Origin of the sequence: Haloferax sp. KTX1 (genome assembly GCF_902410085.1) — an archaeon.
Taxonomy (GTDB): Archaea; Halobacteriota; Halobacteria; order Halobacteriales; family Haloferacaceae; genus Haloferax; species Haloferax massiliensis.
Window position 1 is genome coordinate 641,168 of the sequence record NZ_CABPRH010000001.1, and the last position, 15,821, is coordinate 656,988.

Annotated in this window: 15 protein-coding genes and 1 tRNA gene; 11 read left to right on the forward strand and 5 right to left on the reverse strand. The window is 62.2% G+C overall.

Annotated elements, in window-relative coordinates; all coding sequences use genetic code 11:
* The first annotated feature begins 30 nt into the window (after positions 1-30).
* The 3 genes from FY251_RS03315 (at position 31) to FY251_RS03325 (ending at position 3,490) form a co-directional block, all read left to right on the forward strand.
* Positions 31-456: a universal stress protein gene (locus FY251_RS03315; protein WP_148413434.1), complete on the forward strand. Its 426-nt coding sequence runs from the start codon at positions 31-33 to the stop codon at positions 454-456.
* Between the two features lie 149 nt (positions 457-605).
* On the forward strand, positions 606-1,322 hold the full coding sequence (locus tag FY251_RS03320; protein WP_148413435.1) for a hypothetical protein: 717 nt from the start codon (positions 606-608) through the stop codon (positions 1,320-1,322).
* A 134-nt stretch (positions 1,323-1,456) separates the two neighbouring features.
* A complete protein-coding gene (locus tag FY251_RS03325) occupies positions 1,457-3,490 on the forward strand; it encodes a hypothetical protein (RefSeq protein WP_148413596.1) in 2,034 nt (677 codons plus the stop codon).
* Here FY251_RS03325 and FY251_RS22420 read toward each other — a convergent pair whose 3' ends face one another.
* The 4 genes from FY251_RS22420 to guaB all read right to left on the reverse strand — a co-directional run bounded on the left by FY251_RS22420 (position 3,491) and on the right by guaB (position 7,410).
* Positions 3,491-3,631: a hypothetical protein gene (locus FY251_RS22420; protein WP_187367325.1), complete on the reverse strand. Its 141-nt coding sequence runs from the start codon at positions 3,629-3,631 to the stop codon at positions 3,491-3,493. It lies immediately after the preceding gene.
* 221 nt (positions 3,632-3,852) lie between these two features.
* Positions 3,853-4,443, reverse strand: coding sequence for a HalX domain-containing protein (locus FY251_RS03330; protein WP_148413436.1), 591 nt, complete (start codon positions 4,441-4,443; stop codon positions 3,853-3,855).
* A gap of 153 nt (positions 4,444-4,596) precedes the next feature.
* Positions 4,597-5,685, reverse strand: coding sequence for a TrmB family transcriptional regulator (locus tag FY251_RS03335; RefSeq protein ID WP_148413437.1), 1,089 nt, complete (start codon positions 5,683-5,685; stop codon positions 4,597-4,599).
* Between the two features lie 228 nt (positions 5,686-5,913).
* Positions 5,914-7,410 (reverse strand): IMP dehydrogenase, encoded by a 1,497-nt coding sequence (guaB, locus tag FY251_RS03340; protein ID WP_148413438.1) that lies wholly within the window; start codon positions 7,408-7,410, stop codon positions 5,914-5,916.
* Positions 7,411-7,802: 392 nt separating this feature from the next.
* Between guaB and FY251_RS03345 the strand changes: the two genes are divergently transcribed.
* The 6 genes from FY251_RS03345 to FY251_RS22425 all read left to right on the forward strand — a co-directional run bounded on the left by FY251_RS03345 (position 7,803) and on the right by FY251_RS22425 (position 11,739).
* Positions 7,803-8,000, forward strand: coding sequence for a hypothetical protein (locus tag FY251_RS03345; protein ID WP_148413439.1), 198 nt, complete (start codon positions 7,803-7,805; stop codon positions 7,998-8,000).
* 84 nt (positions 8,001-8,084) lie between these two features.
* Positions 8,085-8,999 (forward strand): DUF5794 domain-containing protein, encoded by a 915-nt coding sequence (locus FY251_RS03350; protein ID WP_148413597.1) that lies wholly within the window; start codon positions 8,085-8,087, stop codon positions 8,997-8,999.
* A 42-nt stretch (positions 9,000-9,041) separates the two neighbouring features.
* Positions 9,042-9,428, forward strand: coding sequence for a secondary thiamine-phosphate synthase enzyme YjbQ (locus FY251_RS03355; RefSeq protein WP_148413440.1), 387 nt, complete (start codon positions 9,042-9,044; stop codon positions 9,426-9,428).
* A 102-nt stretch (positions 9,429-9,530) separates the two neighbouring features.
* A complete protein-coding gene (locus FY251_RS03360; protein ID WP_013035372.1) occupies positions 9,531-9,758 on the forward strand; it encodes a DUF5795 family protein in 228 nt (75 codons plus the stop codon).
* A gap of 56 nt (positions 9,759-9,814) precedes the next feature.
* Positions 9,815-9,991 (forward strand) — tRNA-Trp (locus FY251_RS03365).
* 437 nt (positions 9,992-10,428) lie between these two features.
* Positions 10,429-11,739 (forward strand): hypothetical protein, encoded by a 1,311-nt coding sequence (locus FY251_RS22425; RefSeq protein WP_187367326.1) that lies wholly within the window; start codon positions 10,429-10,431, stop codon positions 11,737-11,739.
* A 209-nt stretch (positions 11,740-11,948) separates the two neighbouring features.
* Here the strand turns inward: FY251_RS22425 and FY251_RS03375 are convergent, their stop codons facing one another.
* Positions 11,949-12,956 (reverse strand): site-specific integrase, encoded by a 1,008-nt coding sequence (locus tag FY251_RS03375; protein WP_148413441.1) that lies wholly within the window; start codon positions 12,954-12,956, stop codon positions 11,949-11,951.
* Between the two features lie 245 nt (positions 12,957-13,201).
* On the opposite strand from FY251_RS03375, the gene FY251_RS03380 reads away from it, so the two are divergent.
* Both FY251_RS03380 and FY251_RS03385 read left to right on the forward strand, forming a co-directional pair.
* Positions 13,202-13,873, forward strand: a complete 672-nt coding sequence (locus tag FY251_RS03380; RefSeq protein ID WP_255516585.1) for a hypothetical protein — start codon at positions 13,202-13,204, stop codon at positions 13,871-13,873.
* A gap of 154 nt (positions 13,874-14,027) precedes the next feature.
* Positions 14,028-15,803: a hypothetical protein gene (locus tag FY251_RS03385; RefSeq protein ID WP_255516586.1), complete on the forward strand. Its 1,776-nt coding sequence runs from the start codon at positions 14,028-14,030 to the stop codon at positions 15,801-15,803.
* The last annotated feature ends 18 nt before the right edge of the window (positions 15,804-15,821 follow it).

Sequence of the window (15,821 nt, forward strand, 5' to 3'; positions counted from 1 at the left end):
TTCACACGGTTGGGGCGCGTACGTTCAGCGATGTACGACGCAATCCTGCTCCCCGTCGACGGGAGTCCGACGGCCGAACAGGCGGCGCCGCACGTGTTCGACCTCGCCGAGCGGTACGACGCGACGGTCCACGTGCTGTTCGTCGTGAACACCACGCGGGACAACGCCGGCATCGTCGGCGGGCCGGTCCTCGAAACGCTGGAACGGGAGGGCAAACGCGTCGTCGATGAGGTCACAGCACGCGGCGAGAGCCGCGGTATCGAGACGGTCGGGGCCGTGCGTCGGGGCGCGCCGCACGGCGCCATCCTCGACTACGCGACCGAACACGGCGTGGCGGTCATCGCGATGGCGACCCACGGGCGGACGGGCGTCGAACGCGTGCTCCTCGGGAGCGTGACGGAGCGCGTGGTCCGGACCGCGCCGGTTCCCGTGTTGACGGTCCGTGCCACCGAGTAGTCCGGCGAAGCGGACACGACGACTCGATCGTTCGAAACGGCCGTTGACGCCGCCGGACGGAGTGTGTCATCGGTGCCGACCACTGTTGGCACATCTCGGGAGACCAACACGCAAAGTCTTATTAAATGTGGTTTCGTCGTTCGATACGAATGGTTTCGGGAGGTGACACGGACACCGCCGTGACGGAGGACACGTCCACGTTCCAACTCGGGCTGGACGACCTCAAGCGACGGGGGAGTGCGCTCCTCGTCGTTGGATCGGTTCCGACCGAACTCTACTCGCGCGCGTCCAAGCAGATGCTCGGCGCTCCCGACGAGCCGCGGCGTCGTCTACTGGTTCTCAACGGTTCGACGCCGCTCGACGACCGGCTCGATCCCGGCGTCGAACGCTCCACGGAGTGGACGCGCGTGGTTCGGTACGCGACGCTCGAACGGAGCGCGGCGGCATCGCCGTCGCCCGCCGCCGCCGTACCGAGTGCGGACGACACCTGCGAGCGCTGGGTCGACGGCGGCCTCGGCCGACTCGGCGCGGAACTCGCCGCCGACGTGACCGAGTTCGACACGCTCGCCGGCGGGCTCTCTCCGGCCGAACTCCGCGTCGCGTTCGACTGTCTCCCGTCGCTCCTCTCGCGGTACGACCGAGACCACGTGTTTCGGTTCCTCCACGTCATGACCACCCACGTTCGCGCGCGAGACGGGATGGTCCACGTCTGGTCACCCGGTGACCGCGAAGACGAGGTCAACCGGCTGCTCGAACCGCTGTTCGACGCCGTCGTCGAACTCGACGTCGAGGGTTCCGAGGCCCGTCAGCGGTGGTCTCTCCGGCGGAAAGACGTCTCGTCCGGCTGGTTTCCGTTGGAGTCGTGAACTTCTCGCGACCAGTACGTTTTTCACCTTAATCGTGTCACATAGACACAATGGAACCGCCCGGGCAGGGCGAGCGGGCTGACGCGTCTTCCACGCTGGAAGTCGGCTTTTCGCTCCCTTCAGAAGGAACGGGGTTGGTCGTTCGGGACAACGTGGAACGCCACCAGTTCGTGCTCCGCACGCCGTCGCCGGTCGCGCCGGAACCCACCGACCGCCGTCGGTTCTCGCTTCCGACGGACGCCGCGGTCCGCATCGAGACCGGCCGCATCGGGCTGGCGGCGAACACGGTCGTCTGCGTCCGCGACGAGGCGGGGTCGATGCTCGCGCAGGTCGACCAACAGGGGCGCGAGGAACTCGGGGCGGGAACGTACAGCATCGAACTCTTCGGCGCGGTCAAGACGTACCTCCGGGCCGACGGACCGCTGACCGTCGACGCGCGACCGTTCGAAACCGTGCTCTCCTTCGAGGACCCGCAGCCGGTGTCCGTCGGCGCGCGGTCGTCCCACGAGAGCCCGGCGGCGACGATTACGACGACCGACGACCCGCTCGACGTGATGGCGGCCGTCTCGGCGTTCGGTTCCGCGCTCAAGACCACGAGCGTCGAGCGGTCGTACCCGACGCTCCGGGGCCACCCGCCGCTTCTCGAACTGGGCGACGAACTCGCCGTCCCCGAAGCGCTCGACGTCCCCGAGACCGGCGTCCGCATCGAACTCCCGCCGACGCTTCGCCACGTGTTCGTGGCGACGCCGCTGGCGTACTACCTCGGCGCGCGGCTCGTCCCCGGTGACGCCCCGCGACTCGTCGCCGAAAGCGGGTTCGGCCACGACTTCGACGGCCCCCACGGCTTCGAGGAGGCGGTCGCGCGCGCGCTCAAGCGGACGTTCTTCCTCGACTGCGTCGTTCGGACGGAGGGCATCTACGACGTGCCGCTCCACGAGCGTCAGACCGTCGAATCGCGGACGGACATCGAGGTCAAGGAGTTGTACGACGCGTCACTGGACGAACGGCTCTCGGCGTACTTCGAGATTCCCTACGAGCGGATCGCCGACCTCCTCCCGGAGTGGAAGCTGACGACGCACGTCGCGCCCCGGGCCGACAACATCGAGCTTCTCCCATTCGTCACGAACGACCTCGCGGTCGTCCGGACGCCGTCGGGAACCGAGGTTCACCACTCGGCGGTACAGGCGGCGGTCGTCGACGACTTTCTCAGGGACGACGCCGACGCCGCCGACACCGTCAGGAGCGCGGGCGCGACGACGCCCAGCGAGACGTACGTCAAACCCAGTTCGACCGACTCGGTCGAGCAGGCGTGGATAAGCGACGGGACGCCCGTCGGCGCGAGCAAGACCACGCCCGCCGCCTACCGGAACCGCCTTCGGCGGGAGCCGACGGAGGGCGACATCGGTATCACGGTCGTCTGTAACGACCCCGAGATGCTCGCCGAGACGGATATCGTCGACGAGGTGTACGGCTCGCGCGACGGACTGTCGTTCGACGTCGACGCCCACTACGACCTCAGCGGGGCGGCGCTTCGGGAGACGCTCGCGGAGCCGACCGACTTCCTCCACTACATCGGTCACATCGACGACGACGGCTTCCAGTGTCGCGACGGCAAGGTCGACGCCGACACGCTCGACACCGTCGGAACGGGGGCGTTTTTCCTCAACGCGTGTCAGTCGTACGACCAGGGACTGGCGCTCGTCGAGGCCGGCGCAATCGGCGGCATCGTCACGTTCAGCGAGGTCATCAACAGTCAGGCGGTCGGCGTGGGGCGAACGCTGGCTCGCCTGCTCAACGGGGGGTTCCCGCTACAGGCGTCGCTGGAGGTGGTCCGAATCGACAGCGACGTGGCACACCAGTACGGCGTCGTCGGGGACGGCGGGCTGTCGGTCGTGCAAACTGAGAGCGGGGTCGCGGTGCTCTGTGAAGTGTTCGACAAAGTAGACGGCCAGTTCGACGTTTCATATCGCGCGTTCAATACGTCCCGGGCGGGAATCGGGTCGCTGATCAGGCCCGCACTCACCGACAGTATGCCGTATTATCTCTCTTCTTCCGGTGTCTCGAACACCGAGCTGACTGAGGACGAACTCCGAGAGTTTCTCGCGCTAGAACAAATTCCGGTTATCTACGACGATACTGTCTACTGGGACTACGAATTCCTCGCGTAGTTACGGCCCGTAGATAACGCTGGTGTTTCCGGCCGCCACGCTGCCGGCCTGTGAGAGCAGGAGCGCGAGCGTGAACAGGACGCCCATCATGCGGGGGTTCTGACGAAGGTACGCGAGCATCTGGTTGCTGTCGTCGGACATGTGCAGTTACCCCAAGGAGCGAGCTCAAAATATAATTTTTCGTGTATATCTGATATGAAATTAAATGAATTAAGTGAGCGGGACTCGCAAGTAATCGTCAATCAGACGAACGGTTCCCGTGTGAGTGCGAGAAACGACCCGTCGGGGACGAGAAACGACCCGTTAACCGACGAAGACGGGAGACAGGGAGAACGGTCGGCGTTCGAAACGAGTGGGGTCGGTCAGGAGTTGTCGATATCGGCTTCGCCGCCGATGTCCCGGTACACCGCGGAGATTCCTTCGGTCTCGTCGAGCTGGCCGAGCGTCTCGTCGAGCTCGCGCCGTAGCTCGTTCAGACGGGCGGTGAGCCGCTGGTACTCCTCGTTTTCTTCGAGCGCAGCCTCGTCCTTTTCGGACTCTAACAGCGCCTTCTTCGACGCGAGGGAAAACAGGTCCTGAATGCCCACGTCGTAGGCGTTTCGCAAGATGAGGTTAGAGACCGTCTCGGTCAGCGCTTCGCGCGAGACTGGCTTGACGAGATAGTCGTCGAAGCCCATCGCGATGATGTCGAAGTCGGGTTCGACCGCGGTCACCATCGCGACGCGGCACTCGAAGCCACGGTCCCGGATCTCCGAGAGCGCCTCGTCGCCCGAGAGGTCGGGCATTCGACGGTCGAGGAGAACAACGTCAACCTCGTCGTCGAGCTTATCGAGCGCCTCGCGGCCGCCGTAGGCGACACGAACGCTGTAGTCGTTCCTAAGCCAGGTTGCGTACAGGTCGGCGAGGTCAGGCTCATCTTCAACGATGAGCACCAGTGGCTGTTCTGCGCTCATTGGTATTGTAGTGGTGTTCCGGGGACGCTCACGAAACTCAATGTCGTGCAGTGGTATATCAAAATACCTCTTGTCTAACGCCGTCCGAAACCGCGCTTGTGGGCACTAATTACCCCCCGGAGTTGTTATACATTCCGGCGAACCGAACAGATACTACCCGTCAGGCGTCCCCGAAATCGACTCGATAGTGATGCGGTTCGCCTCGACGTCTTCCAACACTGCACCCCATCCGCCGACGGTGTAAGTCTCCTCCTCGGTCTCGACGGTCAGACAGACCTGTCCCGCGAGTTCGGAAAACGACAACGTGTCCGTCGGCGCGGAGACCGCCGTGTAGTACACGTCCGTCACTTCGCCGGTGAACTCGATGGGGTCGCGCTCGTCGGTCTCGTAGCCCTTGATGTGGGCGACGATTCGGCTCCCGTCGCGGACGAGCGGTTCCGCGTCCTGAACGAAGTGTCTGATGTCGGAGTACACGATTGGCGGTTCGTCGGTCTGGGCGTCGTAGACGACGTCCCAGACCTCCCACAGCGCCGTCTGGAAGTACCAGTGGAAGACGTACGCCAGCGTGTAGTCGTCGACGAGGACGCCGTACTGGTTCACCGAGTTGTCGTGCGGCGCGAAACACGCGCCCGTCCGGTCGACGATGGCGACGAACGGCGTCGGCAGCGTCCGGTGTCTGACCTCCGTGGCGACCCCGCGGTACTCCCGCTGTGCGAGCGGTTCGAGTTCGTCGGTCCGCTCGGGGTGGAGCACGACCTTCACCAGCGCGCCGTTCTCGTACGCCTCCGCGAGCGCCGGCTTGAGCTCGTCGAACTGCTCGGGGGTGACGGACAGTTGGACCTCGCCGTCCGCCTCCCGAATCATCTCTTCGGCCCGGTTGAACACCGTCTCGAAGCGTTTGACGATGCTCAGCATGTGCCGGTCGACCGCGGGCTGTTGCCAGCGCGTCTCGATTTCCTCCGCCGCTTCGTCCAGTTGGACGGCACGGTTCTTGAGGTCCTCCATCACGGATTTCGGGTCGCACGCCCGCGCGTGCAGACTGTCCTGTTCGTACGTCTCGATGTAGCCTTTCGCTTCGAGGTCGCGGAGAACATCGTAGATACGGGCGGTCGGCACGGCGCAGGCGTCGGCGAGTTCGGTCGCGCTCGCCGCTCCGAGTTGGAGGAGCGCGACGTACGCCTCGGCTTGATACTGTGACAACCCGGCGTTCCGAAGTGCGGTGCGTAGCTCCGCGGTATCCATCGCTTGTAGACGGACGACATACATCCCTATTAATTATCGCATGTTCTCGTCCCGCGGTCGTTCCGGGAGTCGAGTCGTTAGATTGCGAATGCGACGCGAGGGTGAGCGCGGCGGGACCCCGAGCGGTGTCCCAGAAAAACGCCGGCGTTCGGGAATCACGGCCGGAGCGCGGTGAAATCGGGGCAGAGACGGCAGAGACGAGAGAGACCGGAGAAACGCGAGAACGCGTTACTCGCTCGGACTGTAGTTCGGCGCTTCGTCGGTGATCATCACGTCGTGGGGGTGGCCCTCGGTCTGGCCGGCGGCCGAGACGCGGACGAAGCGGGCGCGCTCTTTGACCCCGGGGATGGTCTCCGCGCCGACGTAGCCCATGCCGGACTGCATGCCGCCGACGAGCTGGTGGAGCTCGGACGCGAGCGAGCCCTTGTACGGCGTCGCGGCCTCGACGCCCTCGGGGACGTACTCCTCGTCTTCGTTGTCCTCTTTGAGGTAGCGGTCGGCACCGCCGGACTGCATCGCGCCGACCGAGCCCATGCCGCGGTACTGCTTGTACTTCTTGCCGTTCATCGTGATGACGCGGCCGGGGGCCTCGTCGGTGCCGGCGAAGTAGGAGCCGAGCATGACGGCGTCGGCACCGGCGGCGACCGCTTTGATGGCGTCGCCGGAGTAGCGGATGCCGCCGTCGGCGATGACCGGGATGTCGTAGTCGGCGGCGACGTCGGCGACCTCCGCGACGGCCGAAATCTGGGGCATCCCGGAACCGGAGACGACGCGGGTCGTACAGATGGAACCGGGGCCGATGCCGACCTTGATGCCGTCGGCGAAGTCGACGAGTTCGGCCGCGGCCTCGCGCGTGCCGACGTTCCCGACCACGACGTCCGCCTCCACGGACTCCTTGATGTCGCGGGCGGTGTCGATGACGTTGAGGTTGTGGGCGTGGGCGCAGTCGATGAAGATGACGTCGACGCCGGCGTCGTCGGCCATCTGCGCGCGCTCGTCGTCGAACGGACCGACGGCGACGCCGCAGACGAGTCGTCCGGCGTCGTCGCGGGCGGCGTTCTCGTACTCGCGGCGCTGGAGAATACCCTGCATCGTCACGAGGCCGACGAGGTGGCTCTCGTCGTCAATGATGGGGACGCGCTCTATCTTGTGGTCGTACATGAGTTCGAGCGCGTCGCGGGCGGTCACGTCGCGTTCGGCCGTGATGACCTCGTCCGTCATGGCCTCGCTGACCTCGTCCGACTCGCCGACTTCGAGGTACGGGCGGATGTCGGTGCCGGAGATGATGCCGAGGACCACGTCGTCGTCGTCGACGACGGGCGCGCCCGAGACGCCGGCGCGCTCCATCATCTCGTCGACCTCGCTTATGGTCTGGCCGGGGTTGGCCGTGACCACGTCCTCGCGGCGGATGACGAGCTCGTCGGCGCGCTTGACGCGCTCGATCTCGCGGACCATCTGCTCGGCGTTCATGTTGCGGTGGAGCACGCCGAGGCCGCCCTCGCGGGCCATCCCGATAGCCATCCCGCTTTCGGTGACGGTGTCCATCGCCGCCGAAAGGATGGGAATGTTGAGTTCGACGTTCTTCGAGACGCGCGTCGACACGTCGGCGTCGTCGGGTTCGACGCGGCTCTCCATCGGGCGGAGCAGTACGTCGTCGAATGTGAGGGATTCGGGTACCCGTAGCTTCTCGGTGAAGGGTTCTCGGTCAGGAACGTCGTTCGCCATATCAAGCGTGGTTGCGGCGACGACAAAAGGGTTGCGAGATAGCACGGGCGTGTCGATGTATCGCAAACTACGTCGGCAATATGTACACGTGTGTGCTTACGCGGCCGCCGCGTCGGCGGGCGAGGCGCACAATCGGAACACGCGGCCGTGGCCGCGTCGATTGGATACGCCGGCGCGACTGCCGAGGCACCCGTTCCCCGTCATGGTGTACCGAATGGCAAGACTGTCGTGAATAATCACCATGTTCACGAATGTGTATCCCGATATTTCCGAGATTTCAGAATATAGCCGACGAATCTTCAGCCCCACTTATAAATAAAGCAGGAATTTCTGTGTTGCATGCGGTCGTATCCCACACAACGTTTAATACTCCTGTCCTATTGTAATCTCGTATGGACTCCACGCGTCCCGCCGCATCGCGCATTGCCGGTCAAACGACCTCCGACTCCGGCATTCTCTTTACAGCGATGTGGCAGACATTTAAACGGGAGTTCAATATCGGACGAAATGGGCTTCGCGTGCGGAGCGCCCGCGCCCCGCTGTCCGAATTGCGTCCCTATCGCCGCTTGGGCCATGGTGACGGCCAGTAACATCGAATGAGTGTCTCACGCCACCCAGTCGCCCTTCGCCTTGAGCAGCAGGTGGGGGGTGCCACCCGACTGCTCGCAACCGTCATGGGGCTGCCCCTCATCGACGGCATCTTCCCCGCGCTCATCATCGCGGGGGCGCTGACGACCACCGCGGGCGACCCCTCGATTACGGGCATCCTCCAGACCGGCCTGCTCATCTTCGGCGGGTCGGCGACGGTCGCGGTCATCCTCGCCGAGATGGACGGCACGCGCCGCGAACAGCTCACGTCCATCCTCCTGCTCGGCGCGCTGCTCATCCCCGTCGCGGTCGCCGAGGCCGCCCTCGCGGAGGTCATCGCGGAGGTCCTGTACTTCAAGCGGTTCCACCGGTTCGCCGGCCTCGTCATCCTCGCCGTGGCGGCGAAGACGGCCTCCTCGAAGGTCGGCGAGTACCTCCCGTCGCCGAGCGTCATCGTCGGCCTCGGCCTCGTTGCGAGCTTCAACCCCTCCGGCATCGAAGCTCTCATCAGCCCCGACACGAACCTGCTCACCGCTAACCCGGTGCGCCTCCTCAGCGCCGGCGCGGCGGCCGGTACCGGCGTCGGGTTCGCCGGGGCGGTCGCGCTGTTCGCCCCGCAACTCCGCGGCAACGTCGACATCGACCTCTTCCGCTTCGGTAGCTCGGTCGCCCTCGGCATGCTGGCGCTCGAAGTGCTCGGCCTGATGCCGACGCAGGCACCCGTCGCCCTCGGCGTCCTCGCCGTCACCGCGCTGTTCGCGTTCGACCCCGGCTCCGACGAGGAAGCCCTCGACGAGTTCGTCGACGATGCCCCCGCCACCGAGTCGGCCACGCCCAACGCCAACGCCAACGGAGCGGTCGCAGACGGCGGCGACGACAGTGACCGGACTGACGACTACGACGCGCTGGTCGACGACGGCGCGGATGAGACCGACGACGACGGCTCCGAACCGGGCTACGGCTACCCCGGCGAAGAGGAGTCCCGCGCGCCCTGGCTGTAACCCGCCGGGCGACTTTTTCTCCCGGCCGACGAACCCCGTCGCATGCGACGGAGCTTCGATATCCGAACCGAGCGCCGGCTTCAGGTCGTCGACGTGACCGACGAGGTCGAAACGGCGCTTGCTTCCGACTCGGACGGCGTCTGTACGGTCTTTTCGAAACACACCACCGCCGGCGTCTGCGTCAACGAATCCGAACCGCGACTGCTCGGCGATATCGAGTCGATGCTCGCCGAGGCGGTTTCCGACGACGGCTGGGACCACGACGAACTCGACGGGAACGCCGACTCGCACCTCCGGGCGCTCCTCGTCGGCAACGGCGTCTCGATACCCGTCGCGGACGGCGATCTCGACCTCGGCCGGTGGCAGTCCGTCCTCCTCGTGGAGTGCGACGGCCCGCGCACCCGAACCGTGACGGTTGCGACGCCCTGAGTCGACCCGGGGCGCGGCCTCGCAGGCATCGGCGGCGTCGAACCCGGAAGCGACGCCGACCGCTGGCGGAGGGCTTACTTACTTCGGGACGGTTCCACGGGTATGAGCAACCGCGTCGTGCAAGGACGGATGGTCACGCCCGAGACGCTCGCCGAACTCGTCGAGGGCGAGCGCCCGATGGACGCCGAGCCGATTCAGGACGCCGACTTCGACTGCCCGGAGTGCGGCGAGAACGTCATCCAAGTGGGCTACATGCCGAGCGTGACGGAGTTCGTGACGGCCTACAAGTGCCAGGAGTGCGACTGGGCCGACGACGACCGCGACGAGTAGAATCGAAACCCCTTTAAGAAAAATCGCCATACGAGAGAGTGCAGACAGAACGAATCGGGGCTGTGGCCAAGCCCGGCATGGCGACTGACTCCAGAGGCTTGGCGCCCGGGACGACACTCCAGCTGATATACTGAGCGACCGACTGATCATCGGTCGTGTTGACGACCCTCTGGAGTTCCGAGGTGCCCACCGGAGATATCAGTCGATCGGGGGTTCAAATCCCTCCGGCCCCACTAACCTTCCTACTGGTCTAAAATGGACAGCAGAGAGCCTCTCGCTTAACTTCTCCCCCGCTCTATGTAGTTAGATTTCAGTCGATGAGGGGATGATATCCCGGACAGTATTGCGATTCAGAGTGATGATGCTTTACGGAAGTGACCTCCAATCTCTTGATGACGATTCATTCGGGATATCAACTAGTCCCGGACTGATGTGAACGCGGCGGCCCACTCTATGAACTAGATATCAACGAGAACGAAACCAAGTCCAAATTTCAACAGACTACAGATATTGTGGGTCGGCTCTACCGAAATCCTCAGTCACTGGTAGTTTTCTGAGGCTGTGCTGAATAGAGAGTGCAAGTCGCTCATCGATTCGGCACTCTACGGATAGATTAGATTGCTACGTACAGGATACCAACTTAACATGGCAACCGAACAAGATCTACATCATGGACGAGCGATTCTACGACGCGTATCAGCAGATCTGGATGCCACCGGGAGCCGACAAAGTACATGTCCAAATGGGGCGGAGGTCTGCATTCGAAACAAACCTCTACAACGCCATCCGGGACATAGGTCTTGACAGAGACTACCATCGAATCACGAATAGAGGTCTATCCCGGAAATTTCACAAAGGACTCATCGAGATAGCCGAAACGCAAGGGACAGACCTCTCCGAAGACGAATTAAGCCCCCACTTTCAGAATAAGAGGAACGAGATTTTCTCGAATTGGTTAGGGACACCACCGGACACGTACTTGCTTGTCTTCCCGATAATGATACGGAGCAAGCATTTCCCAGATGAAGTTGACCTATATGAGTCGAAAGCGGAGCAAATCGACAATAGCCAGTGGGAAAGTCATCTCACGACAGCGAAAAATGACGATGATTCGAACTTTGACTCCTTCTTGGATGAACTCCCGAACGATTATTCCGACGATCTGTTGGAACGTCGTGAGTGGACCTATTTGAAGGCAGAAATTGAAGCCCGAGACGAGTTCTATGCCCTACACAGGGTCTCTGAACTCGTCGAAACACGCTTCGCTGAAATAAACTTCTTCGACAAACTCTGGTCTGCGGGTGTGCCGCAACCAACTGGTTCAGACCGCGCTCCGTACGAAAAATGGACTAGGCATCAAGAACCACCGTTCTACCTCACATTCAAAGACGGCGATTTTGTTACGTATCGCCCAATGGATCTTGACTATCGACGGTCGATAGGTCGGTTCCATTTCAACCATGCGGACGACATCTACGAGATCAACGACATTCCGATGTTTGACTACGACGCTGACAAGAGAACCTATGAGGGATATATTGTTAGTGCCTTACTCGCGTACCAAGATGCAGTAACTGAACGGTCTGTTCGACAATCCTTCTTCAGTTTCTGGAGGGGCATCGAAATCCTCTCCAATACCAGCGACTATTCGAACGCCAGCGACTTCGACAATATGGTTGACCGTGGTGAATTCGCGTTTACTTATTACCATGACGGGGACAACTCACTTCGTCCCGAATTGAAACGCGCCATTGAAGAGATAGAGGAAAAACGCCACGAGCTCGTTCATGAAGGACTGAAGACCGAAATTCATCAAGGTCATCGAAATGGGGCGAAATTACTGCTGGACGGGTTGTTACTCCTATATATCGACAAATATGGACAATGGGATATCGATGATATGGAGTCATTCCTCAAATACGGTGTCGAATATCAAGAGATGATACAGTTCGTCACAACGTTGCTATCGGACCTCTCGTAGCGGTTCCAGGTTTATCGCACATCTCCGTCATCAAGGAGGACCTCCAACTCGTCGGCTAACTCTCCGCCATTTTCATCTGCTCCTGGGTTGGTTGAACACGTAGACCGGTACTAACCCAAATGACGAATGCACCCTTGTCTCAAGCCATACCGGGACGTGTCGAATAATCAACTTCTGGTGTGGGAGAAAGTGAAGATTGCGAGCGGTAGTTAGAGGTTGTCCAGATACTGCTTCCGAGTCTTCGCCCGCTCTCCCTCTGTTCGACTGTCGTAGTGTTCGTCCAGTACGTCCACACTCACGTTTGCTCGCTCGCTGATCTTCTCTGAGGGCCAGTCACGATTGAGGTGATATGTAATAGCCGCCCGTCGAACAGGATGTGGACTCCGACTCGAAGGGCAACGCGAGGCACTCTTCTTCCGGATAGCAGCTTCGCACTCCTCTATGCACCGGTCATGAGGACAATTGCCTGTGACCTTGCACGGGCGAGTGATACCGTAGAAGTTCTTCCGAAGCGCCGTTTTAGAGAGTCGTCCGTGGTGAGTCGTGAATAACGGTTCTCGGCCGTGCTCGTCGGTCTTCTCGTGGCGCTGAACTTGTATGTAGTCGTCCAGAACGTCTGTAACACGTTCGCTTAGGTTCACGACGCGCTCCGCCTCGGTGCCGTTCTTCAACGGTGTTCCCGTGTCGGGTCGGTGACGAACCTTCATCTGCTTCCGATTCGAGAGGTAGTCGTTGAGGTCGAGAGCGACCGTCGTTCCCATTCGGAAGCAGGTGTGCCACATCAATTGGAAGACTGCGTGGCGGCGTGTGGCGTACTCGAACTTGTAGTAGTAGTCGAGTATGTCTTCCACTCGGTCGAGAGAGAGAACCGTCTCACTCACCCGTTCCTCGTAATTGAGGTCAGGGAGCTGTACCAACTCAGAGAAACCTTGGTCGACCAGTTCTGCCTGCTCACACCAGCGGAGGAACACTCGTAGGGTGGAGAGGTTGTTTTTCAGGGTGACCTCTTTGATACCCTGCCCTCGACGTCGTAGCTTGAACTTCTTCAGGTGGTAGCCGTGGAGATCGGTCACGGACTCTATGGAGTGTTCATCGCAGAAGCGAACGAACTCCTCCAACGCGTACTTGTAATTGCGGTGGCTGGCTTTACTGACTTCTCCCTCACGTTCAGCGAGGAAGTCCTGTACGGCTTGTTCTGGTGAGATATCCAGTTGCATTCTTGCTCCTTAACCGCATCCGGCGGGAGCCTCGGTTGTCGTCGAGGCGACCTTCGGGAGTTTCCACCCGCCCAATCAGAGTATCAATCTGGTTCGCCGAGAGTGCTGTATTCGGTCGCTACAGCACCTTTCTCGGCGACGGGGGGCAAATCCCTCCGGCCCCACTCTAACCTTAATCCTTTCGCAGGGTTTTAACAAGGAGCAGAAGCGCTGTAATCGACCCTGTGATACGGGGGTGTTTCCCCGTGTCTGACTCTCCAAAACAGGAGAGTGACGACCTCGACGACGGGGACGGCGACCTCTGGTACGACGCCGAAGTCGACGAGTCGGAGCTGGGGAAGAAACGACTCGATGGACTCTCACCCGTGCCGACAGAGCACGGGAGGAAAGTCGCGTTCAACGCACTTCCCGTAGAGGCGTCGCGCGGACCGGGACGCTACGATAACTACTGGACGGACCCAGACCCACCGTACGAGCCGAAGAGTCACGTCATCGACGGCTCCTACCGGGAACCACCAGCGAAAGAAGATAGCTGGCGGCTCATCCGCTACAACTGTGGAAGCTGTAAGAAGCGGTGCCTCGTCGACCACGCCGAGCGCGCCGTGAAGCTCCGGCAGTGTAGGGACTGCGCGCGGGTTCCCGCCCTCGACGACAAGGTGAGAGACCACCGTCTCACCAGTCTGTTGTGGGCGCACATGGCCGCCCGAGATTCCACCGCAAGGTCCGGTGAGGCGACGACCGTCCTGCCCGCGCCGAGCGCCCCGAGGCGCGGGAGGGAGGAGCCCGCCGGAAGCGAGGGCTTGCCCCTCGACCCGGAAGCCGGGCCGCACCGAGGGGTCCCCGACCCCGAGGAACGTGAAAAGCCCCAGCGGCGTCTGAGCGATTACGTAGTCGCGGACGGCGGGGAGCGTGAGTAGCGATGGCGACCAGCCTACCGGAGGAGTCGAAGGGACTCAACCGGGGGCTGAGCCTGGGCCCTCCAAGGAGACTAACTCTGTAGAGGCTCAACGCGAGCGTTCACGGGACTCTAACGAACCCGACGAACTCGTACACGAGCGAGTTCTAGAGTTCGTGCAGAAGTACCCGGAACTGGCCGAGACGCCCCTGTGCGAAACACACGGGCGCAAGCTGAGACGCATCGTTACGGAAGCGGACTGGCGAGACCAGTGGGTCGAACCAGAACAGCCCACTGAAAACGCGTTCCAAGTGACGGAGCTAGCGAAACGTGAAGCCTCGACGTGGGCGGACGCGCTGAGTGCCTTCCTCACCGCGCACGCACGGTACGACGGACTCCGCGCCCGGTTCGCCAACCAGCAGGGCGACGAGTTCGAGATACCGCTGGTAGATGCGTGGGGAGAAGAGTACTCGAAGAAGCAGTACGCACGGGCGATGGCGCTCCAGCGGCAGATGGCCGGCGGCGACCGACCGAGTGGCGGTGAATCAATCGCGGCGTGGGACTCGCCCGCGACCGCGATGCTCACCCTCACCGCGTCGTCGGTTCCTGACGGGACTCGGGTACCGCCGGTGGAACACGCTGACGCCGTACACGACTCGTTTTCGTACGACGGCGTACGCGACACACTCCGCAACACGATGGAGTATCATCTCGGGCTCGACGCCGACCAGTGGGGCTACTGGCTACAGGCAGAGCCGCACGGAATGGACGGCGACGGGAGCGGGATGAACGCGTGCTACACGCACCTCCACGTCGGCGTGTACTTCGATACGGAACCGCTGGGACTCGACGACGACCTGCACAGCGTCGGCTCCGAGTTCGAGCGGGTCATCGACAAACACGTCGAAGTGTGCGAGTACGCCGGTCGGTCGGCACACGACTACGATGCGATAACCGACTACGTAGAGGAGTCGAACGGCTGTATCTCCCTGAACGCAAGCGTGGAGAACATGGGTTCGTACCTCGCGGCGTACATGGGCGGATACACCGAAGAACTCCTAGAGAAGCCAATCGAGTACCTCGCGTGGGGCTCGATTTACTGGTCGGCGGCGCGCCGTCGAACCTCACGCTCGAAGGTGCTCACCGAAGCGATTGCCGCGGACGCCTGCGAACAGCGGGCTGAGTCCGACGAGTCGAACCAGACCGACGCGCACGGCGACGCGGTCGTGTGGGACGACGGCCGTGGCCCTGATGTCGTCTGCGAGTGCTGTGGTTCTGGATGGGCGATAGACCAGTCACGGCTCGACGCGCCCGTCTCCGACGACGACCTGAGCGACGCCCTCGACGCCGAAGGGGAGTCGGACGAGACTGAGCGCGAGCTGACGCTGGCCGAACGCTGGCCGACCGCGACCGCGGCGGCGAGTGTCGGAGAGACGACCACGAAGACTCGGATACGGAAGCGCGTCGAAACGGAGTTGAAGTACTGTGACGATATACTATCGGTACACGCGATGATTGGGCGGAATATCCACGAGATTCCGCTGGAGTACGCCGATTTCGTCGAATCGGTGATGAACGGCGAGGACGACTCCGAACCGGAATCGTTCCGCCGGGCGTCGCTCGATTCCGAGTGGCACCTAGAGGCCATCGTCGACCGCGACGGCGAGGAGCACGCGCCGAACGGCGGCGGCGTCGATATGGCCCCGCTGAAGCTCCCGGTACAGCGCATCCTCGACGAGACGAGATTACAGCACAGTCTCGGACGTGGTGAGATGTGGCGGTGCTCGAAGTGTAACTTCGCGTACCACGACGACGGGACGATGCACGCACGTCACTTCGTCGGGGAGCACGGTATCACGGACCCAGAGAGCGCGGACCATGTACTGGTGGTAGATGACTACTACGACGAAGACAGGGAGTGTATGCGCCACCCAGCAGAACAGATAGAATGATCTGACCAATAATAATTT

Bases quoted from the DNA above. Each gene is read 5' to 3' on its own strand.
- FY251_RS22420 (WP_187367325.1), bottom strand. From the start codon at position 3,631: ATGTCCGACGACAGCAACCAGATGCTCGCGTACCTTCGTCAGAACCCC.
- FY251_RS03350 (WP_148413597.1), top strand. From the start codon at position 8,085: ATGGGGCTGCCCCTCATCGACGGCATCTTCCCCGCGCTCATCATCGCG.
- FY251_RS03375 (WP_148413441.1), bottom strand. From the start codon at position 12,956: ATGCAACTGGATATCTCACCAGAACAAGCCGTACAGGACTTCCTCGCT.
- FY251_RS03345 (WP_148413439.1), top strand. From the start codon at position 7,803: ATGGACTCCACGCGTCCCGCCGCATCGCGCATTGCCGGTCAAACGACC.
- FY251_RS22425 (WP_187367326.1), top strand. From the start codon at position 10,429: ATGGACGAGCGATTCTACGACGCGTATCAGCAGATCTGGATGCCACCG.
- FY251_RS03360 (WP_013035372.1), top strand. From the start codon at position 9,531: ATGAGCAACCGCGTCGTGCAAGGACGGATGGTCACGCCCGAGACGCTC.
- FY251_RS03355 (WP_148413440.1), top strand. From the start codon at position 9,042: ATGCGACGGAGCTTCGATATCCGAACCGAGCGCCGGCTTCAGGTCGTC.
- FY251_RS03315 (WP_148413434.1), top strand. From the start codon at position 31: ATGTACGACGCAATCCTGCTCCCCGTCGACGGGAGTCCGACGGCCGAA.
- FY251_RS03335 (WP_148413437.1), bottom strand. From the start codon at position 5,685: ATGGATACCGCGGAGCTACGCACCGCACTTCGGAACGCCGGGTTGTCA.
- FY251_RS03330 (WP_148413436.1), bottom strand. From the start codon at position 4,443: ATGAGCGCAGAACAGCCACTGGTGCTCATCGTTGAAGATGAGCCTGAC.
- guaB (WP_148413438.1), bottom strand. From the start codon at position 7,410: ATGGCGAACGACGTTCCTGACCGAGAACCCTTCACCGAGAAGCTACGG.
- FY251_RS03320 (WP_148413435.1), top strand. From the start codon at position 606: ATGGTTTCGGGAGGTGACACGGACACCGCCGTGACGGAGGACACGTCC.